This window comes from Kitasatospora sp. NPDC032150 (assembly GCF_055579945.1).
The window spans coordinates 103270-129139 of the sequence record NZ_JBVIMH010000013.1 but is presented as its reverse complement, the minus strand read 5'-3'; the positions used below and the strand labels follow the sequence as shown (position 1 = coordinate 129139).

General features: G+C 73.0%; 25 protein-coding genes. 15 read left to right on the top strand and 10 right to left on the bottom strand.

What is annotated here, in order from left to right; all coding sequences use genetic code 11:
- Positions 1-119 precede the first annotated feature (119 nt).
- Positions 120-461 (bottom strand): hypothetical protein, encoded by a 342-nt coding sequence (locus ACZ5ON_RS17545; protein ID WP_465592699.1) that lies wholly within the window; start codon positions 459-461, stop codon positions 120-122.
- Positions 462-654: 193 nt separating this feature from the next.
- On the opposite strand from ACZ5ON_RS17545, the gene ACZ5ON_RS17540 reads away from it, so the two are divergent.
- Positions 655-2559 (top strand): PAS domain S-box protein, encoded by a 1905-nt coding sequence (locus tag ACZ5ON_RS17540; protein ID WP_465592882.1) that lies wholly within the window; start codon positions 655-657, stop codon positions 2557-2559.
- Between the two features lie 100 nt (positions 2560-2659).
- Here the strand turns inward: ACZ5ON_RS17540 and ACZ5ON_RS17535 are convergent, their stop codons facing one another.
- Both ACZ5ON_RS17535 and ACZ5ON_RS17530 read right to left on the bottom strand, forming a co-directional pair.
- Positions 2660-3460 carry a glycine betaine ABC transporter substrate-binding protein gene (locus ACZ5ON_RS17535; RefSeq protein ID WP_465592696.1) on the bottom strand — a complete coding sequence of 267 codons (801 nt, stop codon included), beginning with the start codon at positions 3458-3460 and terminating at the stop codon, positions 2660-2662.
- Positions 3460-3585, bottom strand: a complete 126-nt coding sequence (locus ACZ5ON_RS17530) for a hypothetical protein (protein ID WP_465592693.1) — start codon at positions 3583-3585, stop codon at positions 3460-3462. The genes ACZ5ON_RS17535 and ACZ5ON_RS17530 overlap by 1 nt, the downstream gene beginning before the upstream one ends.
- Before the next feature lie 141 nt (positions 3586-3726).
- On the opposite strand from ACZ5ON_RS17530, the gene ACZ5ON_RS17525 reads away from it, so the two are divergent.
- Positions 3727-4668, top strand: coding sequence for a LysR family transcriptional regulator (locus tag ACZ5ON_RS17525; protein ID WP_465592690.1), 942 nt, complete (start codon positions 3727-3729; stop codon positions 4666-4668).
- Between the two features lie 288 nt (positions 4669-4956).
- Here the strand turns inward: ACZ5ON_RS17525 and ACZ5ON_RS17520 are convergent, their stop codons facing one another.
- Together ACZ5ON_RS17520 and ACZ5ON_RS17515 are read right to left on the bottom strand one after the other, a co-directional pair.
- Entirely contained in the window at positions 4957-5679 is a 723-nt protein-coding gene (locus tag ACZ5ON_RS17520; protein WP_465592687.1) for an SDR family oxidoreductase, read from the bottom strand.
- 449 nt (positions 5680-6128) lie between these two features.
- The gene (locus ACZ5ON_RS17515; protein WP_465592684.1) at positions 6129-6830 is read right to left on the bottom strand and encodes a TetR/AcrR family transcriptional regulator C-terminal domain-containing protein; all 702 of its coding nucleotides are present in this window, start codon (positions 6828-6830) and stop codon (positions 6129-6131) included.
- A gap of 69 nt (positions 6831-6899) precedes the next feature.
- Here ACZ5ON_RS17515 and ACZ5ON_RS17510 point away from each other — a divergent pair, with 69 nt between their 5' ends.
- Positions 6900-8393 carry an FAD-dependent monooxygenase gene (locus ACZ5ON_RS17510; RefSeq protein WP_465592681.1) on the top strand — a complete coding sequence of 498 codons (1494 nt, stop codon included), beginning with the start codon at positions 6900-6902 and terminating at the stop codon, positions 8391-8393.
- Positions 8394-8398: 5 nt separating this feature from the next.
- On the opposite strand, the gene ACZ5ON_RS17505 is transcribed toward ACZ5ON_RS17510, so the two are convergent.
- Together ACZ5ON_RS17505 and ACZ5ON_RS17500 are read right to left on the bottom strand one after the other, a co-directional pair.
- Entirely contained in the window at positions 8399-8731 is a 333-nt protein-coding gene (locus ACZ5ON_RS17505; protein WP_465592678.1) for a DUF1330 domain-containing protein, read from the bottom strand.
- A 284-nt stretch (positions 8732-9015) separates the two neighbouring features.
- Positions 9016-9888: a universal stress protein gene (locus ACZ5ON_RS17500; RefSeq protein WP_465592675.1), complete on the bottom strand. Its 873-nt coding sequence runs from the start codon at positions 9886-9888 to the stop codon at positions 9016-9018.
- 602 nt (positions 9889-10490) lie between these two features.
- Between ACZ5ON_RS17500 and ACZ5ON_RS17495 the strand changes: the two genes are divergently transcribed.
- Entirely contained in the window at positions 10491-12791 is a 2301-nt protein-coding gene (locus ACZ5ON_RS17495) for a heavy metal translocating P-type ATPase (RefSeq protein WP_465592672.1), read from the top strand.
- Positions 12792-13556: 765 nt separating this feature from the next.
- Positions 13557-14882 (top strand): PP2C family protein-serine/threonine phosphatase, encoded by a 1326-nt coding sequence (locus ACZ5ON_RS17490; protein ID WP_465592669.1) that lies wholly within the window; start codon positions 13557-13559, stop codon positions 14880-14882.
- A gap of 14 nt (positions 14883-14896) precedes the next feature.
- On the opposite strand, the gene ACZ5ON_RS17485 is transcribed toward ACZ5ON_RS17490, so the two are convergent.
- Positions 14897-15304: a dsRBD fold-containing protein gene (locus ACZ5ON_RS17485; protein WP_465592666.1), complete on the bottom strand. Its 408-nt coding sequence runs from the start codon at positions 15302-15304 to the stop codon at positions 14897-14899.
- 36 nt (positions 15305-15340) lie between these two features.
- Between ACZ5ON_RS17485 and ACZ5ON_RS17480 the strand changes: the two genes are divergently transcribed.
- The 9 genes from ACZ5ON_RS17480 to ACZ5ON_RS17440 are packed head-to-tail and all read left to right on the top strand — an operon-like array spanning position 15341 to position 22933.
- Positions 15341-15778, top strand: a complete 438-nt coding sequence (locus ACZ5ON_RS17480) for a hypothetical protein (RefSeq protein WP_465592663.1) — start codon at positions 15341-15343, stop codon at positions 15776-15778.
- Positions 15775-16698, top strand: coding sequence for a V-type ATPase subunit (locus ACZ5ON_RS17475; protein ID WP_465592660.1), 924 nt, complete (start codon positions 15775-15777; stop codon positions 16696-16698). The genes ACZ5ON_RS17480 and ACZ5ON_RS17475 overlap by 4 nt, the downstream gene beginning before the upstream one ends.
- Entirely contained in the window at positions 16685-18085 is a 1401-nt protein-coding gene (locus ACZ5ON_RS17470; RefSeq protein ID WP_465592657.1) for a V-type ATPase 116kDa subunit family protein, read from the top strand. The genes ACZ5ON_RS17475 and ACZ5ON_RS17470 overlap by 14 nt, the downstream gene beginning before the upstream one ends.
- Positions 18082-18501: an ATP synthase subunit C gene (locus ACZ5ON_RS17465; RefSeq protein ID WP_465592654.1), complete on the top strand. Its 420-nt coding sequence runs from the start codon at positions 18082-18084 to the stop codon at positions 18499-18501. Before ACZ5ON_RS17470 ends, ACZ5ON_RS17465 begins: the two co-directional genes overlap by 4 nt.
- Before the next feature lie 2 nt (positions 18502-18503).
- Positions 18504-18725 (top strand): hypothetical protein, encoded by a 222-nt coding sequence (locus tag ACZ5ON_RS17460; protein ID WP_465592651.1) that lies wholly within the window; start codon positions 18504-18506, stop codon positions 18723-18725.
- A complete protein-coding gene (locus ACZ5ON_RS17455; RefSeq protein ID WP_465592648.1) occupies positions 18722-19234 on the top strand; it encodes a hypothetical protein in 513 nt (170 codons plus the stop codon). Before ACZ5ON_RS17460 ends, ACZ5ON_RS17455 begins: the two co-directional genes overlap by 4 nt.
- Positions 19222-20937, top strand: coding sequence for a V-type ATP synthase subunit A (locus ACZ5ON_RS17450; RefSeq protein WP_465592645.1), 1716 nt, complete (start codon positions 19222-19224; stop codon positions 20935-20937). The genes ACZ5ON_RS17455 and ACZ5ON_RS17450 overlap by 13 nt, the downstream gene beginning before the upstream one ends.
- Positions 20934-22310, top strand: a complete 1377-nt coding sequence (locus tag ACZ5ON_RS17445) for a V-type ATP synthase subunit B (RefSeq protein ID WP_465592642.1) — start codon at positions 20934-20936, stop codon at positions 22308-22310. Before ACZ5ON_RS17450 ends, ACZ5ON_RS17445 begins: the two co-directional genes overlap by 4 nt.
- Positions 22307-22933: a V-type ATP synthase subunit D gene (locus ACZ5ON_RS17440; RefSeq protein ID WP_465592639.1), complete on the top strand. Its 627-nt coding sequence runs from the start codon at positions 22307-22309 to the stop codon at positions 22931-22933. Before ACZ5ON_RS17445 ends, ACZ5ON_RS17440 begins: the two co-directional genes overlap by 4 nt.
- A 71-nt stretch (positions 22934-23004) precedes the next feature.
- Here ACZ5ON_RS17440 and ACZ5ON_RS17435 read toward each other — a convergent pair whose 3' ends face one another.
- Positions 23005-24360, bottom strand: coding sequence for a nicotinate phosphoribosyltransferase (locus tag ACZ5ON_RS17435; protein ID WP_465592636.1), 1356 nt, complete (start codon positions 24358-24360; stop codon positions 23005-23007).
- Between the two features lie 383 nt (positions 24361-24743).
- Between ACZ5ON_RS17435 and ACZ5ON_RS17430 the strand changes: the two genes are divergently transcribed.
- Positions 24744-25379, top strand: a complete 636-nt coding sequence (locus ACZ5ON_RS17430) for a CBS domain-containing protein (protein WP_465592633.1) — start codon at positions 24744-24746, stop codon at positions 25377-25379.
- A 93-nt stretch (positions 25380-25472) separates the two neighbouring features.
- Here the strand turns inward: ACZ5ON_RS17430 and ACZ5ON_RS17425 are convergent, their stop codons facing one another.
- Positions 25473-25721, bottom strand: a complete 249-nt coding sequence (locus ACZ5ON_RS17425) for a DUF1918 domain-containing protein (RefSeq protein ID WP_465592630.1) — start codon at positions 25719-25721, stop codon at positions 25473-25475.
- Positions 25722-25870 lie beyond the last annotated feature (149 nt).

Genomic DNA, 25870 nt, shown 5'->3' with positions numbered 1-25870 from the left:
CGGTACCGGCCGCCGGGCGGGGTCGTGGACGGACGGTGGCGGACTGGCGCGCCGCACTTCGTGGTCGTCGGACTCGCGGGCAAGGGCAAGGCATCGGGGCGTCCGGCGGACCGGCCCGTCTACGTGCTCGATGTGCTGATCAGGCCGGCGGCGCTCAGCTCGGTGACTTCGAGGACGAGCAGGTTTTCGAGGCCGTCTCGGTGTGCCTGTTCGATGGCCTGGCGGTGGGAGAGCGCGCAGCCGATGTGGTGGTTGGCGGGCGTGGCGGTGGCGCTCTGGCGGTGGACCCACCCGGACGGCCCATCCCTACGCGTCCGACAATCGGGACATACGGGATTTCGGTCGAGCGGTTCGCCGCAACGGGTGACCGCTGCGGTCGCAGTCATGTTCGACCGGGGACGGCTCGTTTGATGACCGGGATCCTGGTCGGCGGTCGAGACCAGCGCGTAGCCGATCAGCATATGACGAAATCATCGCTTTTCGACCCTTCCATCGGGCATGTGCGACGGCGGTGTGTCAGTTGCGGACATGTGTGGGCGGTCGTGGTGCGGATGTGCTGGGCTGGGCGGAACGCGGTGAACTGCAAGCCAGGGGGCTGAGATGAGAGACACGGCCGACGCGGCGTCCCGGGACAGAGGCTTCCCCGCCCACCGGATGCCCGGCCCCTCGGGGGCCGCGGCCGGGGCGAGCGGGCCCGGGGCGGCCGAGGAGCGGTTCCGGGGGCTGCTGGAGGCGGCCCCGGACGCCATGGTGATCGTGGACGACACGGGAACCGTCATGCTGGTCAACGCACAGACCGAGGCGTTGTTCGGCTACCGGCGCGAGGAACTCCTGGGCCGCCCCGTCGAGTTGCTCGTGCCCGGCCGCTTCCGTGAGCATCACACCGCACACCGCGACGGCTACGCCGCCAACCGCCAGGTCCGCCCGATGGGCGCCGGGCTGGAGCTGCACGGGCTGCGCAAGGACGGCACCGAGTTCCCCGTCGAGATAAGTCTCAGCCCACTGGAGACCACCGATGGGCTCCTCATCTCCGCCGCCGTCCGCGACGTCAGCGAGCGCAAAGCCGCCGAGGAGCGCATCAACGAGCTTGCCGCACTGGTGGAGTCCTCCCAGGACGCGATCCTCGCCAAGACCCTCGACGGCCAGATCACCTACTGGAACGCCGCCGCCCACCGGCTGTACGGCTACACGGCCGAGGAGGCCATCGGCCGGCACGTGGCGCTGCTGGCCCCGCCCGACCACCACACCGAGATCACCGTGCTGCTGGAGCGCCTGCGGAACGGGGAGAAGGTCGAGCACTTCGAGACCCTCCGCGTCACCCGTACCGGCGAGCTGCTGGACGTGCATGCCACCCTCTGGCCCACCCGCGCCGCCGACGGCACGGTCGTCGGTGCCTGCGCCATCGTCCGCGACATCAGCGACCGCAAGCGGGCCGAGGCCGAACTGACCGCCCTGTACGAACAACAGCGGCACATCGCCCTCACCCTGCAGCGCAGCCTGATGGGAACCCCGCCCACCATTCCGGGCCTGGCCGCCGCCCACCGCTACCTGCCCGCCACCCAGGGCGCCGGGGTGGGCGGCGACTGGCTCGACCTCATCCCGCTGGGCGCCGGGCGGGTCGGCGTGCTGATCGGCGACGTGATGGGACGCGGCTTGGAGGCCGCCGCCCTCATGGGCCAGCTGCGCTCCGCCGCCCACGCCCTGGCCAAGACCGGCATGCAGCCCCACCGACTCATGCAGGCCCTGGACGCGGTCGTCGCCGACCTGGACCTCCCCGACCAGCTGATCACCTGCTGCTACCTGGTCATCGTCCTGGACACCGGAGAGGTGACCCTCTGCTCGGCCGGGCACCTGCCCGTTTTCGCCGTCACCCCCGACGGCGGCGTGCGCACCCTGGCTGCCCCCGTGAACGTACCGCTGGGCGTCGGCGACATCCTCCATCAGCAGGCCTCCACCACCGTCCCACCCGGCGCCACCCTCGCCCTCTACACCGACGGCCTGGTCGAAACTCCCGGCAGCGACATCGAGTACCAGCTCGACCGGCTCGCCGCCGCCCTCACCGACGCCTTCGCCACCACCCGCAGCCTGGAGGCCGCCACCGACCACGTACTGGCCGCCGTGCTGCCCGACGTCCACGGCCACAACGACGACGTCACCCTGCTCCTGGCCCAACTCCCCACCGCCCGGCCGGCCACCACCGCCGAGACCGAGCTGCCTGCCGTCCCCATCGCCGTGTCCGAGGCCCGCGCCTTCCTGGCCAAGGTCCTGACCTCGTGGGACTGCGCCCATGCGGCCGATGACGCCCGGTTGCTGCTCTCCGAGATCCTCACCAACGCCGTCCAGCACGCCCGGGGACCGCTCGGCCTGCACCTGCGCCGCACCGGCACCGAACTCACGGTCGAACTCAGCGACCAGAGTCCCCGACTGCCCCAGCCGCGCCTGGCCGCCGACGACGACGAGTCCGGACGCGGCCTCCTCCTCGTCGCCACCCTCGCCGACAGATGGGGTGTCCGCCCGGGCGACCAGGGCAAGACCACCTGGTTCACCCTCGGGCTGTGAGCCGCCAGAGCAGCCGACGGCGCGCATGGTCGTGGTCCGGTTCTCGCTCACGGCATCCGCTGGTCAGGGTGGGTGTGGGGTGGCTGGACGGGGCGCCGTGTCACGGGAGTAGTTCCGGGTGGCTCGCCAGATAGCGGTCGGCGGCCTGCAGCGGTGTGAGGCCGTCCGCGTTGATCATCGTGTCGAGCTCCTCGACGCCGTCGTTTCCGAGGTGCAGCGCATCGAGGCGGGCCAGTGCGTCGGGGTGGACGCGATCGAGCGCCTCACGGCGGATGACGGGCCTGGCCGCGTCGACGGTGCCCAGCAGTCCCGCGGGCTCGGCGATGGCGCGCAGGCCGTGGAGGCGGTTGAGGTACTGCGGACGCCAGAGCGGGATGACGAACCACTCCCGGTCGGCGATCCCCTGCTCGACCCGGGCGATGAAGCCCGGCTCGGTGCCCGGGGCGAAGGTGTAGCCGGCCTGGTCGAGGCCGTACGCGGCCACCATCCGGGCGGAGAAGCGGCTAATCCCCGCACCGGGGTTGATACCGTCGATGGCACGGGTCATCCGCGCGGCCACCTCGGGGCGGGTGAGGTCGGCGACCTCGCCGACCGCTTCGACGGGGACGTACGGTGGCACGGCCCAGAGGCAGTACGGCTCGTAGTGCGGGGTGAGCACGCGCACCTCGTCGCGGTACCCGGCGAGGTAGCCGTCGTGGCTGGAGGGCAGCCAGGCGGAGACGAGCACGTCCACCTGACGGGCCGCCTGCAATCGGAAGAGCTGTTCGTGCCGTGCCTCGAGGCCGGTGACCCGATGGCCGTGGGCCTCCAGGACGCGGCGGGTGACGGCCGCGACGGCACGGTGGAAAGACAGCGCGATGTTCCCCACCGTCAGCGGGGGAGCGGGATCGCGGGTGGTCATCAGGACTCCTGTCGCGGATGGACGGCGTTCCGCAGGAACGCGGTGATCTGGGCTGTGGCCGCCCGCGCGGCCGGGGTGTCGCGCAGGGCGTCCAGAACGACGAAGGCGTTGGGCTGGTCGGACATGGCGGTGGCTCCTACAGGGTTCCGCAGGGGACGTGGCGGCGCGGGGCGGCGGGCCCCCGCCGTGAGGCATGGCGCCATCCTGCGAAATCCAGCACCCATCAGTCCAAGGAATCGTTTCTATCGAACTCATATGCTGAGCACATGGCAACGCTGAGACAGCTCGAATACCTGGTGGCCATCGTTGACGAGGGCTCCTTCACGCGCGCTGCCGAGCGCCTGCACATCACCCAACCCGGCCTGTCCCACCAGTTCCAGGCCCTGGAACGGGAGGTCGGCGGTCCCCTGCTGGAGCGCCTGCCGCGCGCGGTGCGGCTCACCCCGGCCGGGCGCGCGATGCTGCCCCACGCCCGCGCCGCCCTCGCCGACGCCGAGCGCGCCACCACCGCCGCCCGCCGGGCCACCGGGGTGGCGGGCGGCGAACTCCACCTCGCCACGCTCTACTCGATCAGCTTCGGCGTACTCCCCGGCGCGCTCGGCACCTGGCGGGACCGGTACCCGGGCGTACGGGTCCGGCTCTTCGAACACCGGCGCGCCGAGGACCTCGCCGCGGCCATGGCGGCAGGCCAGGCCGACATCGCTCTCGGACCACCGCCCACCGCCTGGGAGGGCCCCATCCGGTACGTCGGCACCGAGGAGTTCCTGGTCATCACCCACGTCGGCGACCCGGTCACCTCCACCGACCAGACGCCCCGAATGCGCCTGGCCGACCTCGCGGACCGCGAGTGGGTGCACTTCACCCCCGACAGCGGACTCGCCGGCATCCTCGACCAGGCCTGCGCCGCCGCGGGATTCCACCCGAAGATCGCGGTACGCACCGAACAGGCCCCCGCCGCCGCCAACTACGCCGCCGCCGGACTCGGCCCCACCCTCGTCCCCGCCAACACCATCCCCCCGCACTTCGCCGGCGCACTCCTACGCCCCGACCCCCCGGTCAGCCGCCAACTCACCGCCTACACCCGCACCGGCCCGGACCCCATCGCCGCCGCGTTCCTGGACGTCCTCACCGACCAAGCCCTCCTGATGCCCACCCACATCCGCCGACGGCTGCGCCTCACCGAACGAGCACCCCGGCCCCACCGATAGCGCTCTCATGTCGAAGCGATCAGAAACGGGGGTTGCTGCTGCGGCACGCCGAAGGCCTCCGAGCGGTGTCGTCGGTCGGGCGTGAACTCCCTCACGGTGTGGGTGCGGCGGCCATGGGGGTACCCCCGGCCGAAGGCTGGGGGAAGGTGCGATGGGTCACCGGAGGTCCTCCGTACGGGCCTTGGTCCAGGCGGCCTCGCGCAGCAGTCGCAGTCCGTTGAGGCCGACGATCACGGTAGAGCCCTCGTGGGAGCGGGGACCCCCGTCACCATCGCGACGTGGTGATGGTCAGGCTTCCTGGCCGGTGGCGGCGAGGACGATCTCACGGATGGTGACGTTCTGCGGCTGGCGGTAGGCGTAGGCGATGGCCTCGGCCACGACCTGCGGGTCCAGGGCACCGCCGGCGGACTTCTTCCATGCCTCGTAGTCCTGCTTGATCTGCTCGTCGCTGGTGTGGGAGAGCAGTTCGGTCTCCACGGCGCCGGGAGCGATGGTGACCACGCGGACGCCGCTGGAGGCGACCTCCTCGCGCAGGTTCTCCGACATGGAGTGGACGGCGAACTTGGTTCCGACATAGGCGGTGTGGTTCGGGAAGGTCTTGCGGCCGGCGATGGAGCTGACGTTGATGATCGTGCCGATGCCACGGGCGAGCATGCCGGGAAGGACGGCGCGAATGCCGTACAGCACGCCCTTGATGTTCAGGTCGATCATTCGGTCCCACTCCTCGGCGCCCTGGTCCGCGATCCGGCCCAGGAGCATGGCCCCGGCGTTGTTGACGATCGCGTCCACCGGCCCGAACCGCTCTTCGGCCTCGCGCACGGCGGCCTCGACCGCGTCCCGGTCGGTGACGTCGACCTTGCGGCACAGGGTGTCGGGCAGCCCGAGCTCCTCCAGCTTCTCCAGCCGGCGGGCGAGGAGCAGCAGGGGGTGTCCCTGGGCGGACAGGAGGCGGGCGGTGGCCGCGCCGATGCCGGAGCTGGCGCCGGTGATGACGATCAGGGGCTTGGACATGGTGATCCCTCTCAAGTGGGTGCCTGGTTGCGTGCCGGTATCCAGGAGACCACCGGACGGAGCGGGGCACGCGCCGGCAGCGGGGGGAGGGCGCGCGGGCGGCGGCCACAGCTCGCACCACACGGCGAGGACGCCGTCCGCCCTGGCCACACGGAACATCTCGCGGACAGGCGGCGCAGTGGAACCGGTCGCGACCACCGACCTCGGGGCCGCCCCGGACGCCGACCGCGAAGGCACGTGGTGACGACGTCCCGACGTCGTGCCCACTGCCGACGTCTCGCCCGCGTAGACCCGACGCGCTGAGCCGCGCATTTCCCGGCCCGTGTGGAGTTCTTCCGTGACCGGAAGGGTGAGCCCACCGGCGGCTGCCTCGTGAAGCTTTCTGCGGCCACCGTGCGATCGCCAGGCACCGGTGTTGCCCGTGACCCGTAGCTTTGCGGTGAGAGCCCTCAGTGCGGGAGCAGGGTCGCCTCGACGCCGGCCAGGACCGCCTCCAGACCCTGTTCGAAGCCCTGGTCGAAGTCCTGGAACATCTCGCGGCCCGCCGCTGACGCGAGCGGGTAGGCGGTCAGGCGCTGTGCGCGGGCGTCCAGGTCGTAACCCTCGGTGCCGTCGAAGGGGTTGGGGCCCATGGCCTGCTCCTCCACGACGTAGCCGATGGTGTAGGTGTAGCCGGTGTACCAGGCGCGGGTGGCGGCGCCCAGGGTGAAGCCGGCGCGGGTGAGCAACTGCAGGCTCGCCTCCAGGCCCGGCACGTAGGACGTGTCCGTGAAGCGGGCGCCGCTGTAGACGCGGGCGCCGTCGCGGTAGCGCAGCAGGTGGGCGCGCAGGGTGCGCATCATGGCGCGGTAGGCCTGGCGCCAGTCCCCCGCTGGCCCCGCCTGATCCGCTGGCCCCGCCTGATCCGAGGCGCCCGACGGCTCGGCCGAACCGGCTGACTCGGCTGTCATGCGGCGCATCATCTCGGTCGCCATCTCGTCGAGCAGCGCCTGCTTGTCCTTGAAGTGCCAGTACAGCGCAGGCGCTTTGACGTCCAGCTCGGCGGCGATCGCACGCAGTGTGAGGCCGTCCAGGCCGAGCTCGTTGAGGAGCCTCAGCGCGGTGTCGGCGACCAGCTGCCGGTCGAGTTTCGGGGTGCGAGGCGGAGTCACGGTTGACAGTTTAACGGCGTTAAGGGCATGCTCGCTGCCGACTGCACTTAACAACGTTAAGGAGCTCTCGTGGCCCTTCGGGCAGCGAACCCCAACACCCCTGACCTCCACGCCGCGGACACCGACGTGCTGATCGTCGGCGCCGGCCCCACCGGTCTCGCGCTCGCCCTCGATCTGGCCCGGCGCGGCGTCGCCGCGCACCTGGTCGACCGCGGCACCGCGCTGTTCCCCGGCTCGCGTGGCAAGGGGCTTCAGCCGCGCACCCTGGAGGTGCTGGACGACCTCGGCGTGCTGGCCGAGATCCGCGCGGCGGCCGGCCACTATCCGCCGAACCTGTTCTGGAAGAACGGTGAACCGCAGCGCACGAGCCGCATGTACGACGAGACCAGTGGGCCGTCGGAGTCCGAGCCGTACCCCGGCACGTTGATGCTGCCGCAGTGGCGCACCCAGCAGGTGCTGTACGGGCGGCTGCGCGAGCTGGGCGGCGGGGTGGACTTCGGCCGGGAACTGGTGGCCCTGCGGCAGGACGCGGACGCGGTGACCGCCGAGTTCGCCGTCGGCCCGCCCGTCCGGGCGCGCTACCTGGTCGCGGCCGACGGCGGGCGCTCGACGGTGCGCCGGCTGCTGGGCATCACGATGACCGGTCAGACGGTGGACCCGGACCCGATGCTGGTCGCCGACGTCACGGTCACCGGCCTGGACCGCGACCACTGGCACGTCTTCCCGCCCGCTGACGGCGCCACCGTCGCCGGTCCAGGGGCCGGGCTGCTGGCCCTGTGCCCGCTGCCCGGCGGCGGACAGTTCCAACTCGTCGCCCAGTTCCCGGAGGGCACGCAGCCGGATCTCTCGCTGGACGGCATCCGGCGTCTGGTCGCCGACCGTTCGCACCTGAGCGCCGAGGATGTGACCGACCTGCGCTGGGCCTCGGAGTTCCGCCCGCGCGCGGCGCTGGCCGACCGGTTCCGCGTCGGCCGGGCCTTCCTCGCCGGCGACGCGGCGCACGTGCACTCGCCGGCCGGTGCCCAGGGCCTGAACACCAGTATCCAGGACGCCTACAACCTGGGCTGGAAGCTGGGCGCGGTGCTCGCGGGCCGGGCCGCGGACTCACTGCTCGACACCTACGAGCAGGAGCGGCGACCCAACGCGGCACGGATGCTGGAGCTGTCCACGAAGGTGCACCGCGGCGAGGTCCGCCGCGGACGGGCGACCCAGCAACTGGACCTGGGCTACCGGGAGTCCTCGCTCGCGGTGGAGACCCGCACCGGCCTCGCCCCGCAGGCCCTGCGCGCCGGCGACCGGGCCCCGGACGGCCGCCGGGGCGGCATCCGCCTCTTCGACGCCTTCCGGGGACCGCACTGGACGCTGCTCGCCGTCGGCGCGCAGGTGGAGCTGCCGGTGGCTGCCTTCGCAGGGGCAGACGTGCGGATGGTCGACATCCCGGCCTACGAGGCGTACGGCACCGGCGTCTTCCTCATCCGTCCGGATGGCTACGTGGGCTGGGCGGGCGCGACGGCGCAGGGTCTGACGGGCTATGCGGCGCGCGTCGGTGTCCTCGGCCGCTGAGACGGTCAACGCTGAGGCGTCGCCAGCGCGTCCGACCCCCGGTAGCCCTCGGGCACGCCCTGAGCGAAGATCACGTCGGCCACCATGTGCCGGGTGCGCAGCGGCAGGATCTCCTGGTAGGCGGGGGAGTCGTACCAGGCGCGCAACCGCTCCTGGTCGGGGAACTCGATGACGATGACGTTCTGTCCCCAGCTGCCCTCGACCACCTCGGCCAGTCCGCGGTGCACCAGGAACCGTCCGCCGAACGGTTCCAGGGTGGCGTCGATGCGCCGCAGGTACTCGACGGTGTCCGGCCCGTACTCCACCGAGTGGACGTGGGCGATCGCGTACGCGGTCATGGCTGCTGCTCCTTCGGCTCGCTGCGCTGTCGTCCCCGACAGTAGGACGGTCCGAGGTGCGCCCGAATCAGTCATGTATCAGTAGTACCGGGCCTGTTGCCTGCGCCTCGCCGACGGTACTCGGCGGTGCGAGGGGAACCGGACGACCTGCTGGTGGGTCGGGCGCGGCGAACTCCCGTGCCACGCACCGCCGCCCGCCAGCTACCTGTCCAGCTGCTGCGGCGCCGTGTGGACATCATCCTTCCGGGGCCGGAGCCCCTGGTCTCAGGTGTCTGGGCCCGCGGTCAGTGTCCGCCGGATGCCGGCACAGTGACGACCGGGCAGTGGGCGCGGTGCAGCAGGCCGTGCGGGACGGAGCCGAGCCTCATTCCCGTGAAGCCGCCCCGGCCGCGCCGTCCGACGACGACCGCCAGCGCGCGTTCGGAGGCCCTTGCCAGTTCCTCGACAGGGTGACCACGCACCACCTGGCGGCTCACCGTGACGCCTGGATGCCGCTCTGCCCGTTCGGTAATAGTTTCGAACAGCAGACGGCGGCACTCCTGGAGTGCGACGACTTCGTTCGCCGAGTCAAGCAGCGTGGGTTCCCAGACCCAGAGTGCCTGGAGGTCCGCGCCGCGTACGGCGGCGGCTTCGAAGGCGTGGTCCACAGCCGCCTCGGAGGCCGGGCTGCCGTCCGCCCCGACCACGAAGTACGGCGACCGGGAATCGGCGTGTTCGGGCCCCAGTACCACCACGACCGAACAGGCCGCTTGGGCGCTGACCGGCACGGTCACCGAGCCGACGCTCAGGAACTCCTCCAGCCGGTTCAGCCGCCGAGAGCCGAGAACGACCAACTGCGCCTCATCGGACTGCTGGCACAGCACCTGCGCAGGGGTGCCCTCCAGCAGGGAGGTGGCGACGTGGAGGCCGGGATACCGCCGAGTGACGAAGGCGGCGGCCTCGTCGAGCGCCTCCTCACCGGGGCTGCGTCCGGACTTCCGGGACACGACGCCGTCGAAGCCGCGCAAGCCCAGGCGGAACGGCGGTTCCGCGTGCACCATCCGTAGCGGTGCCCGGCGGCGCACGGCCTCGTCGGCGGCCCAAGTGAGCGCCGACTGCCCCGGGTGCCTGGCGTCCACACCGAAGACGACGGGACGGGATTCTTCAGGATTCGTCATCGCTCCTCCAACCACCAGTCGTCCGCCCGGTCTCACCAGCACAGTAAGGATGTTGGTGCCTTCGTGGGCAGGGCCGAATGGTCCCGACACGGCGGTCGCCCGCGCCCGATCCGGCGATCGCAACCCCGCAGGACCCGCCGTTTGCCCGGCCTGCGGCTCGCCGCGCCTGCGGCGTGCCGTGTGACCACCGGGGCCGCGAACGCGACCAGCACGGCCACCGCGCTCGGCGGCCTCCGCAGCCTTCGCGCGATGACGGCGGCAGCGGTTCGACCCGGCAGTCCGTAGTTGGCGGGCGTTGGGCCTTAAGCGCCGGCTCACCTTGCTGCGGGAGCACCTGGTGGCAGCCCTCACAGTCCGGGAGGACATGGAAGCCTGATGCGACGAGGATGCTGCTGCCGACCCTCGTCACCCAGCACGCCGTCGTCCATGCGTTCGCCCGATCCGATCTGTCGGCAAGCCCCTGCCAGTAGGCGCCCGGACGGCTCGATCATCTCGACCCGAAGGCCCCTGGGCGGAGCACCAGCAGGTGCGGTCTCCTGGAGGGAGGACACCCAGAGCGAGCGGAGCGCACGGTGAACCGACGGCAGCCGCGAGGAGAGCGAGTGGCACCGGCCCCCGCCCGGCAGTGGCTGGCGCCGGTGCTGCTCGGCTTCACCGCAGCCGCCCTGATCTCGGGCGGTAGCGCATGGCTGGCCGACGCGCGGAGCCTCGCCAACGCCTGCTGGGCCGCAGGCACGGTCGCGGCGATCCTGCCGTCCGTGGCCTGGGTGGTCGCCGCGCTTCGGCGTGGCCGTGCCGGGGTCGACCTGATCGCCGTCCTCGCCCTGGCGGGGACGCTGGCCACCGGCGAGTACCTGGCCGGCGCGCTGATCGCCCTCATGCTCGCCACCGGCCGCTGGCTGGACGCGGCGGCCGAACGTCGCGCCTCCCACGACCTGCGTCACCTGCTGGAACACGCCCCGCGCACGGCCCGCCGCCGTACCGGAGACCAGGTGCACACCGTCGACCTGGCCGAGGTCCGGGTCGGCGACCTGCTGGTGGTCGGACCGGGCGAGGTCGTCCCGGTCGACGGGCGGATCGAGGGCCACGCCGCTGTCCTGGACGAATCCGTCCTGACCGGCGAGTCCCTCCAGATCGACCGCGCCGCAGGCGAGAGGGTGCGCAGCGGTGGCGTCAATGCGGGTACCGCCTTCGAGTTGAGGGCCGAGGCGACCTCGCGGGACAGCACCTACGCGGAGATCGTGCGGCTGGCCGAGCAGGCCGGTGCCGAGGCCGCGCCGGTGGTCCGGCTGGCCGACCGATACGCGGCCTGGTTCCTGCCGCTGTCGCTGGCCGTGGCCGGCCTGGCGTGGCTGCTCAGCGGCTCGGCGGTGCGGGCGGTGGCCGTGCTGGTGGTCGCGACCCCCTGCCCGCTGCTGCTGGCCGCGCCGGTCGCGATCGTCTCCGGTCTGTCCCTGGCCGCCCGGCAGGGCGTGGTGATCCGCGACGGCTCCGCCCTGGAGACTCTCGGTCGCGCCCGCACCCTGGTCCTGGACAAGACCGGCACCCTCACCGCCGGCCGCCCCCGCGTCATCGATGTCGCCGCCGCCCCCGGCCACACGCCCGCCGACGTCCTCACCCTGGCCGCCTCCGTCGATCAGTACTCCCCCCACGTCCTCGCCCATGCCCTCGTCGACGAGGCCCGCGCCCGCGGCCTGCCGCTCGTCCCGGTCGACGACGTCGCCGAAATACCCGGCCGCGGCGCGACCGGACGGGTCGACGGCACTGTCGTGAGCGTCGGTCGGCGCGGGCACGACGACACGCCGCTGCCCGGTTGGGCGCGTGCTGCCGACAACCGGGCCACTCTCGACGGCGCCGCAATCGCCTGGCTCGGCGAGGGTGACGTGCTCACCGGAGCGATTCTGCTTCGCGACCCGCTGCGCCACGACGCCCCGCGTACCCTGCGCCGGTTGCGCGAGGCGGGCATAGGACGTCTGCTGATGCTCACCGGCGACCGCGCGGAGCCGGCCCGCGAGATCGCCGCCGTCCTCGGCCTGGACGACGTCCATGCCCAGCAGACCCCGGCCGACAAGGTCGCCGCCGTCCGTGCCGAACGCGAGCGGGCGGTCACCGTCATGGTCGGCGACGGTGTCAACGACGCCCCGGCCCTAGCCGCGGCCGACGTGGGTGTGGCCATGGGTGCCCGGGGCTCCAGCGCCTCCTCCGAGGCCGCCGACATCGTCCTCACCACCGACCGCGTCGACCGCCTGGCCGACGCCGCCGGCATCGCGATGCGCGCCCGGCGCATCGCCGTACAGAGCGCGCTCGGCGGCATGCTGATGTCCCTCGCCGCCATGGCCGCCGCCGCCTTCGGCCTGCTACCGCCCGCCATCGGCGCCCTGCTCCAGGAAGCCATTGACGTCGCCGTCATCCTCAACGCCCTGCGCGCCCTACGGCCCGGCCGCACCGCCCTGCCCGCCATCGAACCGGCCACCGAGCAGCTCCTGCAACGCTTCGCGGCCGAACACGACGACCTGCGCGAGGTCATCGAGGTGGTCCGCGAAGCCGCCGACCACCTGACCGACGTCACCGACCCGCGCGCCCTGGACACCGTCCGCCACGTCGACCGGCTCCTCACCGATCGACTCCTGCCACATGAACTCGCTGAGGAACACCAGCTCTACCCGGCCCTCGCCGCTGCCCTTGGCGGGCCGGAGGCCACCGCCACGATGAGCCGCGCCCACACCGAGATCCACCGCCTCGCCCGCCGCATCGCCACCCACCTGCAACTCGCCGACGCCAACCACGACCGCCTGCGCGACGAACAACTCGGCGACCTGCGGGCCTGCCTCTACGGCCTCCACAGCGTGCTGCGCCTGCACTTCGCCCAGGAGGAGGAGAACTACTTCTCCCTCGCACCCTGACCGAACGGAGAAGTCCGGGGGTGGTCGAGTCGACCCGGGAACGCGGTCCCGGCAGGCGGGCTTCCGACAACCGGTGCGGTGGTGGCTGTGAGCGTCGCGATGTGTGCCGTCGCCACCGCCAACGTACCGGTGACCAGAGCGCGTATCGGGTAGGCGCGTACCGGGTAGGCGATCATCTCAACCTCCTCGGCGAACACCCGATCGGGCGCCCCGCCCAATCACACCGAGGCACCCCGGATGCAGCGATCCGGCACCCCCCGCGCGTTCCTGCCCGGCCGGCGCCGTCCGACAGTGGACACCAGCCGGACGCCGGACCACGTCTGCTCCTCCCGCCGAGCTTCCCGCGACACGCACCGGCTCCGAGTGGCATGCCGCTTCCGGCGTAATGGGCGGCCCGGGCAGCCACGCCATGCCACGCTGTGGTCTCGTTCGATCGCGGTCGTGTCGGGAGGCCGGGGTGCGCCGCTCGTGGGAGAGAACGCCTACGCGGATCCAGCGTGACCGCAGAGGTGGACCGGTGCTTTTGACACGAAAATCGGCCCCGCGCTGTCAAGCGAACCAGACCGCGGTCGCCGGGGCATCGGCAGCTACGCCGCTGCTGGAGCGCGAGCAGCCCCCACCGTGCACTGGCCTGCCGGAGCCGGTGGCGGGATCGCTCGGCGCGAGACGACGGGAGGGACGCGAAGGCGCGTCCATCCGGACCAGCGCCGACCGCCGCCGGCCCGGAGGCGTCGAGATCGGCCACGAGGCCACCGGTCGCGGACGATGACGGGGAATCGGGGAGACTCCGGGAAGCCACACGTCCCCGAGGTTCGCCTGCGACTGGGCGTCGAGCTGGAGCAGATCGCCGAGCAGCTCAAGTCACTGGCCCGCGCCCAGGACCAGCTGAACGACCTGTACGAGGCCGTTCTCAGCAGGGACGTCGAACTGCCCGTCGTACTGCGCCTGATCGTCGCCACCGCGATGGACCTGCTCGGTGCCCGATACGGTGCGCTCGGCGTGCTCGACGAGCGAGGCGAGCACCTCGCGCTGTTCGTCCCCGCAGGGCTATCGGACCAGGAGATGGCCGACCTGGCCGACGTGGAGCTCCCGCACGGGCGCGGCCTGCTGGGGCATCTGATCGCCCATCCCGAACCACTGCGCGTCGAGGAGATCTCCGCCCAGCCGGACTCGGTGGGCTTCCCACCCGGTCATCCACCGATGCGCACCCTACTCGGAGCCGCGATCAATATCCGCGGCAAGATCTACGGGGACCTGTACGTCTCCGAACGACGCGACGGACAGCCCTTCGACGCCCACGACGAAGCACTGATCGTCGCGCTGGCCGGCGCGGCGGGTCTGGCCATCGACGACGCCCGGCTGTACGAGCAGTTCCGCCTCGACGCGGAACAGTTCCAACGACTGCTGCTTCCCCGGCTACCCGACCTGCGCCCCTTCGACGCGGCCGCCGTCTACCGGCCCGCAGCCACGCCCGGCCACGTCGGCGGCGACTGGTACGACGCCCTCCTGGCACCGGATGGAGCCTGCGCGGCCGTCATCGGCGACGTCGCCGGACACGACCTGCAGGCCGCCGCAGCCATGGCGCAGATCCGCAACATACTGCGCGCCCTGCTCTACGACCGGCGTACCCCGCCCAGCGCCGTCCTCGTCCAGCTCGACCGGATCCTGCACGCCATCACCGACAACCCCGTCACCACGGCGTGCCTCGCGCGCATCGAACCCGGGGAACGAGGCGGATGGATGCTGCGATGGAGCACCGCGGGCCACCCTCCGCCGCTGCTCCTCACTCCTGACGGAAGGGCCGACTACCTGTACGCCGACCCCGACCTTCCCCTCGGCGTGGACGCCGTCGAACCACGCCATGACCACACCCATCCGGTACCCCCGGGTGCGACGGTGGTCCTCTTCACCGACGGGCTCTTCGAGCACCCCCACCACTCCGTCGAGGCGAGTCTGGACCGCCTCGCCGCGCTCGCCGCCGCCCACGCCGCCCTGCCACTGCAGGACTTCGTGCAAGCACTGGCCGACCACCACCCCAGCGACGCCCACGACGACATGGCCATCCTCGCCCTTCGCGCACCCCCTGCCTGAGAACGGCCTCGGCCTCACCGGTGCGCAGGCGGCTCGTTCGCGGCGGCGTCGGCCGTGCCGGCGCGGAGCAGCTGGTTTCCGAGGTCGACCAGGGCGCGTCCGGCGGCGTACTCGTCGCCGATCTCCGGTACGGGCGGGTCGTGCGGGTTGCGAAGGAGACACCGCAGAGCACCTTGACGTTGCGGGTCAAACAGCCGTTCTCGGTGGGTGGCGCCATGTTGGTGGCGGCGGTCGTCGATCCGGGCTCGGTCATCGGTGCAGGGTACCCAGGAGACGGCCGGCCGCCGGGGTCGCGCCCCGGAATCCCCGGTTCGATGAGGCCACCACTGCCGCCCGGCTTCACCAGCCGCCGCCGTGGACCACCGCAGAGGTCCCGGCGGACGGCCCTGTCCAGGGTGACAGGGAGGGCCGCACGTGGACACTGAAGTGGGGGAATCACCCACAGGGGAGTTCTACTGGTGCGATTCCGCGACTTCTTGGCACGGTTCCGCCCCGCCGGTACACCCGGGGCGGCCACGACCGGCGTCCCGGCCGACCGGGCCGCTGAGCTGGCCGCTGAACTGGGACCGTCCCTCGCACAGCTGACGCAGGCCCAGGAGGAGGCGGCCGCGATCCGGGCCGAGGCCGCCGGGCAGGCCGAGCGGATGCGCCGGGACGGCGCCGAGCAGGCGGCGGAGCTGATCGCGCAGGCCCGGGCGCGGGCACCGAAGGTGCGGGAGGAGGCGGCCGCAGCGGCTCGGCGAACGGCTGATGCGGAGGTGGAGCAGTTGTCGAGCGCGGCCGAACGCGGGGCCGAGCAGACGCGCCGACGGGCCCGGGAGCGGATGCCCGCTCTGGTCGAGCGGATCGTGGAGGAGGCGTTCCGGATGCCGGCGGAGACGGAGGGACCCCGGTGAGCGCCGGGTGGGTCGGCGGCGCGACCCGGGCGAGAGGTCTGCTGTCCCGCTGCCTCGGGACCCAGGCAGCAGGACACCTCGCCGCCTGCGCGTCACTCGGTGAGGCCCTGCGGCAGCTGACGGCCACCCCGTACCGCCGGTTCCTGGCGGCCGACGCCACGGTGGCCGAGGCACAGCGGGCCGTCTCCGCGACGCTGCTGTGGCACCTGCGGGTGCTCGCCGGTTGGCTGCCGCGGTCCGGGGCGAACGCGGTGCGCGTGCTGGCGGCAGGGTTCGAGATCGCGAACACCGAGGACCGTCTGCGAGCCCTTGAGGGGATGCCGACGCCGCAGCCGTACCGGCTCGGCGCTCTGGCCACGACGTGGAACCGGTTGACGCGGGCCGGTAGCCCGGGTGAGGTCCGGGCCGTGCTGGCAGCCTCGGCCTGGGGTGACCCGGGTGGCGAGGACCTGGCGACCACGGGCACGGCGATGCGGATCGCGGCCACCGTCCGGGCCGCCGAAGCGGCACCTCCCGCGCAGCGGTGGGCGGCGGGCCGGGCCGCCCTGCTGGCGGCCCGTGGGCGGTTCGTCACCGGCCGGCCGCTGACGGGTCCGGCCGCCCGGCACGCGGCCCGGCTGCTCGGCCGCAGGGCCGTCGAGGCGGCCTCCTTCGAGGAGTTCCGGCGACAGCTGGCGCCGGCGGCACGCCGGGCGGTGGACGGCATCGAGAGCCCGGACGAACTGTGGCAGGCCGAGGCCCGCTGGTGGACGGCACTCGACCGGGACGGCCGGGAGCTGTTGCGCGGTGCCCGGTACGGCCTCGAACCGGTGGTGGGCGCCGTCGCCGTACTGTCCGCGGACGCATGGCGGGTACGCGCCGCCCTGGAACTGGCCGAGCGTGGCGGAGGCTCCCCGGAGGTACTCGATGCGCTGGTCTGAGACCGTGGCTCCGGTACGCATGCAGCGGGTGGCGATCGTCGCCCCGCAGGCGGTGCTGCGCGAGGTACTGGTACGGATCGCCGATGCCGGATGCGTGGAGATCGACCGGATCGAGGAGGCCGCCCCGGGGCCGGCGGGGCGGCGGCTCCAGCGGATGGCGGCCACCCGGTCCGGGCCGGCTGTCGTGGCCGGGGCGCCGCCGGATCTCGACGAGTTGGAGCGGGAAGGGCGTCTGGACCTGCTGGCGGGAGAGGCCCAGGTCGAGGAGCGCTCCGCGAGTGCGGTCCGCAACGGCGAGGCAGTAGCGCTCGGCGGCTGGTGCCCGGCGGCCGAAGTGCCGCGTGTGGCCGGGCGACTGGCCGCCGCCGGGGGAAGCCTGGTGCCGCTGCGGAGGCCGCGCGGCACCGATCCGCCGACGCTGCTGCGCAGCCGGGGCCCGGTGCGCCGGGCGTTCGCCCCGCTGGTGACGACCTACGGCACGGTGCCGTACGCGGACCTGGACCCCACCTGGCCGACCGGGATCGCGTACGTGGTGATGTTCGGCCTGATGTTCGGCGACGCCGGGCACGGGGCGCTGCTGCTCCTGGCCGCTCTGCTGCTTCGGCTGGGCCGCCCGCGTCGGCTGGCGTCGCTGCACGGCCTCTGGCCCTTCGTGGCGGGGGCCGGACTGGCGAGCACACTGGCCGGGACGGCCTACGGGGAGTTCTTCGGGCCGACGGGTGTGCTGCCGGTGCTGTGGCTGAACCCGCTGGATCAGCCCGAGCGGCTGCTCGCCGCAGCGGTGGGCCTCGGCGGAGTGCTCCTCTCGCTCGCCTACGCGGCCGGGACGGTGAACCGGTGGCGCGAGGGCGGTCCGGCCAGAGCCCTGTGCGCGACCTCCGGAGCCGCCGGGTTCGCGCTCTTCCTCGGCCTCGGTGTCACCGGCGCCGGGCTGTACCTGCACCAGCCACCGTGCACGATCGCGGGGCTGGTGCTCGCCCTGGGCGGACTGGCGCTCGCGGGCGCGGGTCTGTACGGAGACAGCGCAGGCGGCGCGGGCGGTGTGATGCAGACCGGGGTCGAGCTGCTCGACACGGTGGTACGGATCTTCGCGAACACCGTCTCGTTCGCCCGGATCGCGGCCTTCGGTCTCACCCATGCGGCTCTCGGCCAGGTGGTCTGGCGCGGTACGTCCGCCCTGGCCGGGCGAGGGGCGGGCGGGCTGGCCGGGGCGGTGCTGGTGTTCACCGTGGGCAACGCGCTCACCTTCGCGTTGGAGGCTCTGGTGGCCGGGGTCCAGGCACTGCGACTGGAGTTCTACGAGCTGTTCTCCCGGGTCTTCGAGAGTCTGGGCCGTCCCTTCCGTCCCTGGCACCCGCCCGTTCGGCACACGGAGGTCAACCGGTGATCACCTGGCTGATCGCGCTCCCGGCCCTGGTCGCCGCGCTCGGCGGCGCGCACCTGCTGACCCGTCGGCGCGGGTGGGCGGCGGTGCGCTGGTTGATCGGAGTGAACGCCGTGCTCCTGGCCGGCGCACTGGTGCTGCTGGTGGCAGCGCTCGACGGCCCCGCGCGGGCCGCTGCCACTCCCGTGGCCGCCGCGAGCACCGGGCTGGGTTCGGCCGCGCTGATCGGCGCCAGCATCGCGGTCGCCGGAGCGTCGATCGGTGCGGCGCTCGCCGTGGCGTACACCGGAGCTGCGGCCATCGCCGCGCTCAGCGAACGACCCGAGCTGTTCGGTCGGGCGATGGTCATCGTCGGCCTCGCCGAGGGCATCGCGGTCTACGGGCTGGTGGTGGCGATCCTGCTGATCGGGAAGGCCTGACGGTGGGCGCGGTCGTCGCCCTCGGGGAACGGACCAGGGTGGCCGGGTGGTCCCTGGCCGGAGTGACCGTGCTTGTCGCCGATCACCCGGAGGCGGTGCGGCGGGCCTGGGCGGACCTGCCCGAAGGAGTCGAGTTGGTGATCCTCACTCCGGCGGCGGGCCGGGCTCTCGGCTCCGCGCTGTCGGAGAGCGGTCGGCCGCTCTCCGTGGTGATGCCGTCGTGAGCGCCGCACCGGGCACGGATGCCCTGGAGCCGGTCCGGGCCGAGCTGCTACGGGCAGCCCGCGCGGACGCCGAAGCACTGCTCGCCTCGGCACGCCGGGACGCCGCCGAGGCCGTGGCGGCCGCTCGGGCGAAGGCTGAAGCGATCGTCGAATCCGCCCGGAGCGAGGGCACGGCGGACGGGGAGAAGGCCAGGTCCGAACAGCTCGCCCGGGCTCGCCGCCAGGTCGGAGCCGACGAACTCACCGCCCGGGGTGAGGCATACGCACAGCTGCGGCGCCGCGTCACCGAGCGCCTGCGCGAACTCTACGAGGCGGACCAGGCGATCGGTGAGGGACTGCGGGCGCGGGCCCGCCGACTGCTCGGACCGGACGCGCAGCTGAAGGAGCACCCGGAGGGCGGGGTGGTGGCCTCGGTTCCCGGCCGGCGCGTCGATCTCGGCCTGCCGGCGCTGGCCGCGCGGGCACTGGACCGGGTCGGCGTGGAGGCGGAGACGCTGTGGGTGCCGTGAGCCGGATCCTGCGGGTGGCCGGGCCCCTGGTCGAAGTCGTGTACGCCGGTGACACCGCGATGCACGACGTGGTGCTGCTCGGCCCGGACCGGCTGCCGGGGGAGGTGGTGGCGATCGGCGGCGAGGTGGCGACGGTGCAGGCGTACGAGTACACGGGCGGTCTGGCTCCGGGACACCCCGCCCTCCCGCAGGGCGGCCCGCTGCGGGCGGTGATGGGGCCCTGGCTGCTGGGCGGGGTCTTCGACGGTCTGCTGCGCCCGCTCGGCGGTGGTGGCGACTGGCTCGTTCCGGGCGGGGGCGTCCGCGGTGACGGCTGCACCTGGCGGTTCGTCCCGGGGGTGACGGTGGGCGAACACGTGGGGGAGGGAGGTGTGCTGGGTGAGGTCAGTACCGGTCCGGTGCCGTTCCGTCTCATGACACCACCGGGGCACGCCGGAACGGTGGAGCGGATCGCCCCCGAAGGCCGGTACTCCGCAACGGCGGTGCTCGGCGTGGTGGGCGGTACCGAGGCCCGGATGGCGGTCGAGTGGTCGGTCCGCCGCCCGCGTCCCGCCAGGGAACGGATCGAGGCCCGGGTACCCCTGAACACCGGTCAGCGCGCCATCGACCTGCTCTTCCCGGTCGCCCGGGGCAGCACCGTAGCGGTCCCGGGCGGCTTCGGCACCGGCAAGACCATGCTGCTGCAGCAGATCGCCAAGTGGTGCGACGCGGACGTCATCGTCTACGTCGGCTGCGGGGAGCGCGGCAACGAAATGGCGGACGTCATCGCGGAGTTCGCGGAGCTCGACGACCCCCGCACCGGCGGGAGGCTCGCCGACCGGACCGTGGTGATCGCCAACACCTCCAACATGCCGATGATGGCCCGCGAGGCGAGCGTGCACACCGGCGCGACCGTGGCCGAGTACTTCCGCGACATGGGCCTCGACGTGGTGGTGATCGCCGACTCGACCTCGCGCTGGGCCGAGGCGCTGCGCGAATTCGCCTCCCGGATGGGCGAGTTGCCCGCCGAGGAGGGCTATCCTGCCGGTCTCGCCTCGGAGCTCGCGGCCTTCTACGAACGTGCCGGCGCCGTCCGCACCCTGGGCGGCGCAGCAGGGTCCGTGACGATCCTGGGCGCGGTCTCGCCGCCGGGCGGGGACCTGGCGGAACCGGTCACCGCGCACACCGAGCGCTTCGTCCGCTGCCTGTGGACGCTCGACCGGGAACTCGCCTACGCCAGGCACTACCCCGCCGTCTCCTGGTCAGGCTCGTTCTCCCGGGACGTCGCCTCACTCGCAGCCTCGCACACACGCTCCGGCGACCCGGCCTGGCCGGAGCGCCGCGAGCAGATCACGGCACTGCTCGCCGAAGCGGACCGGCTGGCCGACCTGGTGGACCTGGTCGGCATCACCGCACTGCCCGCGCGGGAGCGGATCAGCGTGCTCGGCGGCCGGCTGGTCAGGGAAGGAGTGCTCCAGCAGAGCGCCCTGTCGCCGAAGGACGCGTACTGCCCGCCGGAGAAGACCGCCGCACTGGCCGAGGCCGTACTCGCGGTCGTCGCCGAATGCCGCGAACTGATCGACTCCGGCACCCCCGTGGACACGGTGGAGGAAGCGGACTTCACCCCGCTGCTGCGCGCCCGCGAGGAGGTGGACCCGCAGGACGCCGCCGCCGTGGCGGTCCGCCGGGACGCCGTGCTCGCCGCGCTCCGGGGGCTGCCGTGACGGCGTGGGGCGAGGTCGAGTACACCGATGTCCGCGAGCTGCGCGGGCCGCTCCTGATGGTGGGCCAGGTGACCGGAGTCGGCTGGGACGAGTTCGTCCGGATCACCCTCGACTCCGGCGAGCAGCGCCACGGCCTCGTCCTGGAAGTGGACCGCGACCTCGCCGTGGTGCAGGTCCTGGAGGACACCACGGGCATGGACCCGGCCGCCACCAGGGTCGCCTTCGCAGGCGCCCCGCTGCGCATCCCGGTCGGCACCGGCTGGCTCGGCCGGGTCTGCAACGGCCGGGGCGAACCCGTCGACGGCGGCCCGCCCGTCTTCGGAGCCGTCGACGCGGCGGTCGGTGGCGCCCCGATCAACCCGGTGCGCCGTAGGCCGCCCGCCGAGCCGGTGCTGACCGGGGTCGCAGCGATCGACGTGCTCACCACCCTGGTGCGGGGCCAGAAGCTGCCGGTCTTCTCCGCAGCCGGCCTGCCGCACCTCGAACTGGCCGTCCAGATCGCGGCCCAGGCGAACTGCGGCGGCGAGACGTTCAGCGTGGTGTTCGCCGGGATGGGCCTCACCCACGCCGACGCGTCCTTCGTCCGCGACGCGCTCGCCGAACGCGCCGGAGCCGGCGAGCTGGTGCTGCTGCTCAACACCGCCGACGACCCGGTGATCGAACGGCTGCTCACCCCTCGCCTCGCGCTCACCGTCGCCGAACACCTGGCCTTCGACCAGGGTCGCCACGTCCTGGTGGTGATGACCGACATGACCGCGTACGCGGAGGCCCTACGGGAGGTGTCCGCCGCACGCGGGGAGATCCCCGCCCGACGGGCCTATCCCGGCTACCTCTACAGCGACCTCGCCTCGCTGTACGAACGCTGCGGACGGATCCTGGACCGCCCGGGATCGGTCACCGTCCTGCCGGTGCTCACCATGCCGGCGGGCGACATCACCCATCCGGTACCCGACCTGACCGGGTACATCACCGAGGGGCAGATCGTCCTGTCCCAACCGGCCCACGCCCGCGGGGTCTACCCGCCGGTGGACGCGCTGTCCTCGCTCTCCCGCTTGATGCGCAAGGGCGCGGGGCCGGGCCGCACCAGGGACGACCACCTCGACGTCGCCGCCCAGCTGCTCGCCGCGCTCGCCCGGACCCGTCAGGTGCGCGAACTGGCAGACCTGATCGGCGAGTCCGCGCTCAGCCCCACCGACCACCGGTACCTGGCGTTGGAGGAGGCCTACCAGCACCGCTTCCTGGCCCAGCGGGCCGACGAGAACCTGCTCCTGGATGCGGCCCTCGACCGGGCCTGGGACGTGCTGCTCACCCTGCCGAGAGCCCAACTCTCGATGATCCCAGCAGAGTTGCTCGACCTTCACGGTGCGGCATGACAGCGCCGCGTCGCACCCCGCCTGGTCGGGCAGGACGACTGCGCCTGCACCACGGCCTTCAGGTCGCGCTGCGCGGCGCGGACCTGCTGGAGCGCAAACTGCGGATCCTGAGCGACCGGCACCGACAGCTGCGGGAGGCCGAGGAGGCGGCGGAGCGGCTCTGGCGCCGCAGGGTGGGCGAGGCCGAGACCTGGCTGCTGCGAGGGCTGGTGCTGGGCGGCGAACGGGCTCTGGAGACAGCGGCCGTGGCCGACCGGGCGGACGTCGCCGTCGAATGGGTCACCGCGATGGGCGTGCACCACCCGTCCGTCGCTCTGCGCACCGATGCCGTCCGGTCCGCTGATGAGCCCGCCCCGGGCAACACCGCCCTGGCGCACGCCGAGACCGCCTACCGTGCGGCGGTACGGGTCGCCGCCGAGTACGCGGTCGCCCGTACCGCCGCGTACCTGGTCGGAGCGGAGAAGGAGCGGACCCGGCAGCGGGTCCGCGCGCTGCGCCGCCACTGGATCCCACGCCTGACCGCAGAGTTGGCCGCCGTGGACCTGGCCCTGGAGCAGGCCGAGCAGGAGGACTCGGTGCGGCGGCGCTGGGCGGCGGGAGCCGGAGAAGGCAGGGCCGAGTGAGGGCGGGACCGGGTGAGGGTGAGATGACTGCCCGTCGTTCGGGCCGGGGGCTCTCGGCCCGCCGTGCCCGGTCAGTGTGGCAGGGTGGGTACGTCCCGTCCGGAGCACAGCCCTGCTTCGAGCCGCCGCCGCACCTCGGCGCTGAACCGGCGCAGTCGGTCGGAGACGGCGACCTCGGGCGGGGTGGGGCCGGCGATCAGGCGTGCGGCGGGCGGGAGCAGGGCGAGGTCGGCTTCGAAGGCGGAGCGGGCCTCGGCGAGCGGACACGGCGGCCGGATGCGCTGCCCGTGGGCCATCACCGTCTCCAGCAGCGGCCGGGCACCGGGCGGCACCGGCTCGTCCCGCAGCGCGATGGTGTCCGTGAAACCCGGGCCGCGGAAGACCTGCTTCGCGCCTGGAGCGGTGGCCTTGGCCGTGGACAGCTTCATCATCGGCCGACCGTCGTACTCGACCAGTTTGTACGCCGCGTCCAGGTACGGCGCGTCCGCCGACACGCCCACCAGCGTGCCGACGGCGAACAGGTCGATCGGCGCCCGCTCGCGGACCAGCCGTTCGACGGCGAACTCGTCCAGGCCGCCGCTCGCCGTGATCCGCACCCCGGGCAGCCCGGCCGCGTCCAGGATCCGCCGCGCCGCCATCGCGAGTGCTCCGAGATCCCCGCTGTCCAGCCGCACCCCGCAGCCCTGGTGCAGCCCGAGCTCGCGCAGCACCCGGGCCGCCACCGCCACCCCGGCCCCGGTGTCGTAGGTGTCCACCAGGAAGGTCACCGGCCCCGGGTGGGCGCGCGCGTATGCCCGGAACGCCTCCGCCTCGTCGCCGAACGCCTCGATGTACGAGTGCGCCATCGTGCCCACGGCGCGCAGCCCGTAGCGGTGGGCGGCGGCGACATTGCTGGTCCCCGCAAAGCCGACCAGCGCGCCCAACCGGGCGGCCTGGTCACCGGCGTCGACGCCGTGGGTACGCCGCAGCGAGAAGTCCACCACCGGCCGCCCGGCCGCCGCGATCACGCAGCGCGCGGCCTTGGACGCCACCACCGTCTGGTGGCACACCTGGTTGAGCAGGTACGACTCGACCAGCTGCGCCTCGGCGATCGGCGCCGTCACCTCCAGCAGCGGCTCCCCGGCGAGGACGATCCGCCCCTCCGGCACGGCCCGTACCTCGCCGGTGAAGCCGAGCCCCCGCAGGGGCGCGAGCTCCGGCGCCGGGCGGCCGAGCGCGGCGGCGAACGCCGCGACGTCCTCCTCGTCGACCCGCACCTCGGCCAGGTGGTCCAGGACCGGTTCCAGTCCGGCCGCGACCAGGAAACCGCGGTCCGGAGGCAGTTTCCGGACGAAGAGGCTGAACGTCGCCGGGGCGGTCATCCCCTCCAGCAGGTACGAGTGCGCCATCGTCACCTCGTACAGGTCGGTGATGCGGGCGTTCGACATGGCACTGACTCCGGTTGTGGCGGGACGGCTCTCCGGGCGTCGCGGGACGGCCGGCGGGTCCGCAGCCGGTACACCGTCGGAGGGTCCGGCGGACCGGTCGGGCGACCACCTCCAGGGGGCTCCTACCCGGCCACTTTTCCACTCCGGCGTCCTTGTGCCATCCGCCTCACGGCCTGTGTCCGGTGGGTCCACCGGCCCTCTCACAGCTGCCTGCTCCGATCGCACCGGCCGACGGGCTGGGGGTGTCGCCCCCGCCGATGGGCCGTTGGACCCCCGGACCGAGGCCCTGGAGCCCCTCGTGACGTGTCCCGGGCCCAGGGCATCGTGGAACCGGCGCACCGTCGCGAGTGTGCCGGGGCAGGTCGTGGGAGAGGTGACGGTTGATGCAGCACCGCAGCGTTGCGGACGTGATGACCCGCGAGGTCGTCCGGGTGGCGCCCGAGACGGGCTTCCGGGGGATCCTGGCCCTGCTCACCGAGTTCGACATCACCGCCGTGCCGGTGGTCGACGGTGACGACCGCCCGATCGGCATCGTCTCGGAGGCGGACCTGATGCGGGTCCAGGCCGCCCAGGACGACCCGTCCGCTCTGCTCGCCGCGCCCGCAGCCGGCAGCGGACGGGAAGCCCCCACCGCAAGGGACTTGATGACCAGCCCGGCCATCTGCACCTCGCCCGGCACGAGCGTGGTGGCCGCCGCCAGGCTGATGAACCGGTTCCAGGTCAAACGACTGCCGGTGGTCGACGACAGCGGCCGCCTGGTGGGCATGGCCAGCCGGAGCGATCTGCTGCGGGTATTCCTCCGTGACGATCAGGCCATCCGCAGCGAGATCGTGGAGGACGTTCTCGCCCAGGTGGCGGGCGTCAGCCCGGCGGAGGTCGGTGTCGAGGTCGACCAGGGCAGGGTGACGCTCAGCGGCACGATCGCGGCACCCTACCTGGTGCCGATCGTGCTGCGTCTGTGCCGCTCGGTGGACGGCGTGGTGTCGGTCACCGACCGTCTGGAGTGGTCCACCGGCTGAGAACGGGCGCGGAACCCCTGCTTTGAGGCGGTGACACCGGTGCTTTGAGGCGGTGACACCGGTGGAGGCGGTGACACCGGTCCCTCGGCGCGGTCAGTCCGCGAAGAGGTGCGGGACCCCGGGTTCCACGGCGCGCGCCTCCTCGGGGCCAGGCTGCGGGTAGTGGTGGACCCTGGCGTCCGGGCCGGGGAAGAACTCCGACACCCGGCCGGTGTCCGACCAGCGAACGTCGTAGGGCGGGCTGCCGTCGGCGTGGTGCAACGCCACGACCTCGCCGTCGCGGCGCGCGACGCCGGGCCGGGTGCCCTCCACGATGATCCGGTCTCCGACTGCGGCTTTCATCTGATACCTCCGAGGAAGCCCCGGCTCCAGCCGGGGGTGGGGGTGCCCCCGCTTGCGGGGGAAGGATCGGACCTCCTGCGCAGCAGGTCGGGAAGCGGCGTTTCGCGACTCATGCTCCTTGACTCACCGGGGCTCCGCCATGTGCCCGG

What these genes read in the sequence shown, in the direction of transcription:
- ACZ5ON_RS17545 (WP_465592699.1), bottom strand. Translation starts at nt 461, where the DNA reads ATGCTGATCGGCTACGCGCTGGTCTCGACCGCCGACCAGGATCCCGGT.
- ACZ5ON_RS17540 (WP_465592882.1), top strand. Translation starts at nt 655, where the DNA reads ATGCCCGGCCCCTCGGGGGCCGCGGCCGGGGCGAGCGGGCCCGGGGCG.
- ACZ5ON_RS17535 (WP_465592696.1), bottom strand. Translation starts at nt 3,460, where the DNA reads ATGACCACCCGCGATCCCGCTCCCCCGCTGACGGTGGGGAACATCGCG.
- ACZ5ON_RS17530 (WP_465592693.1), bottom strand. Translation starts at nt 3,585, where the DNA reads ATGTCCGACCAGCCCAACGCCTTCGTCGTTCTGGACGCCCTGCGCGAC.
- ACZ5ON_RS17525 (WP_465592690.1), top strand. Translation starts at nt 3,727, where the DNA reads ATGGCAACGCTGAGACAGCTCGAATACCTGGTGGCCATCGTTGACGAG.
- ACZ5ON_RS17520 (WP_465592687.1), bottom strand. Translation starts at nt 5,679, where the DNA reads ATGTCCAAGCCCCTGATCGTCATCACCGGCGCCAGCTCCGGCATCGGC.
- ACZ5ON_RS17505 (WP_465592678.1), bottom strand. Translation starts at nt 8,731, where the DNA reads ATGACCGCGTACGCGATCGCCCACGTCCACTCGGTGGAGTACGGGCCG.
- ACZ5ON_RS17500 (WP_465592675.1), bottom strand. Translation starts at nt 9,888, where the DNA reads ATGACGAATCCTGAAGAATCCCGTCCCGTCGTCTTCGGTGTGGACGCC.
- ACZ5ON_RS17490 (WP_465592669.1), top strand. Translation starts at nt 13,557, where the DNA reads ATGACGGGGAATCGGGGAGACTCCGGGAAGCCACACGTCCCCGAGGTT.
- ACZ5ON_RS17470 (WP_465592657.1), top strand. Translation starts at nt 16,685, where the DNA reads ATGCGCTGGTCTGAGACCGTGGCTCCGGTACGCATGCAGCGGGTGGCG.
- ACZ5ON_RS17440 (WP_465592639.1), top strand. Translation starts at nt 22,307, where the DNA reads ATGACAGCGCCGCGTCGCACCCCGCCTGGTCGGGCAGGACGACTGCGC.
- ACZ5ON_RS17435 (WP_465592636.1), bottom strand. Translation starts at nt 24,360, where the DNA reads ATGTCGAACGCCCGCATCACCGACCTGTACGAGGTGACGATGGCGCAC.
- ACZ5ON_RS17430 (WP_465592633.1), top strand. Translation starts at nt 24,744, where the DNA reads ATGCAGCACCGCAGCGTTGCGGACGTGATGACCCGCGAGGTCGTCCGG.
- ACZ5ON_RS17425 (WP_465592630.1), bottom strand. Translation starts at nt 25,721, where the DNA reads ATGAAAGCCGCAGTCGGAGACCGGATCATCGTGGAGGGCACCCGGCCC.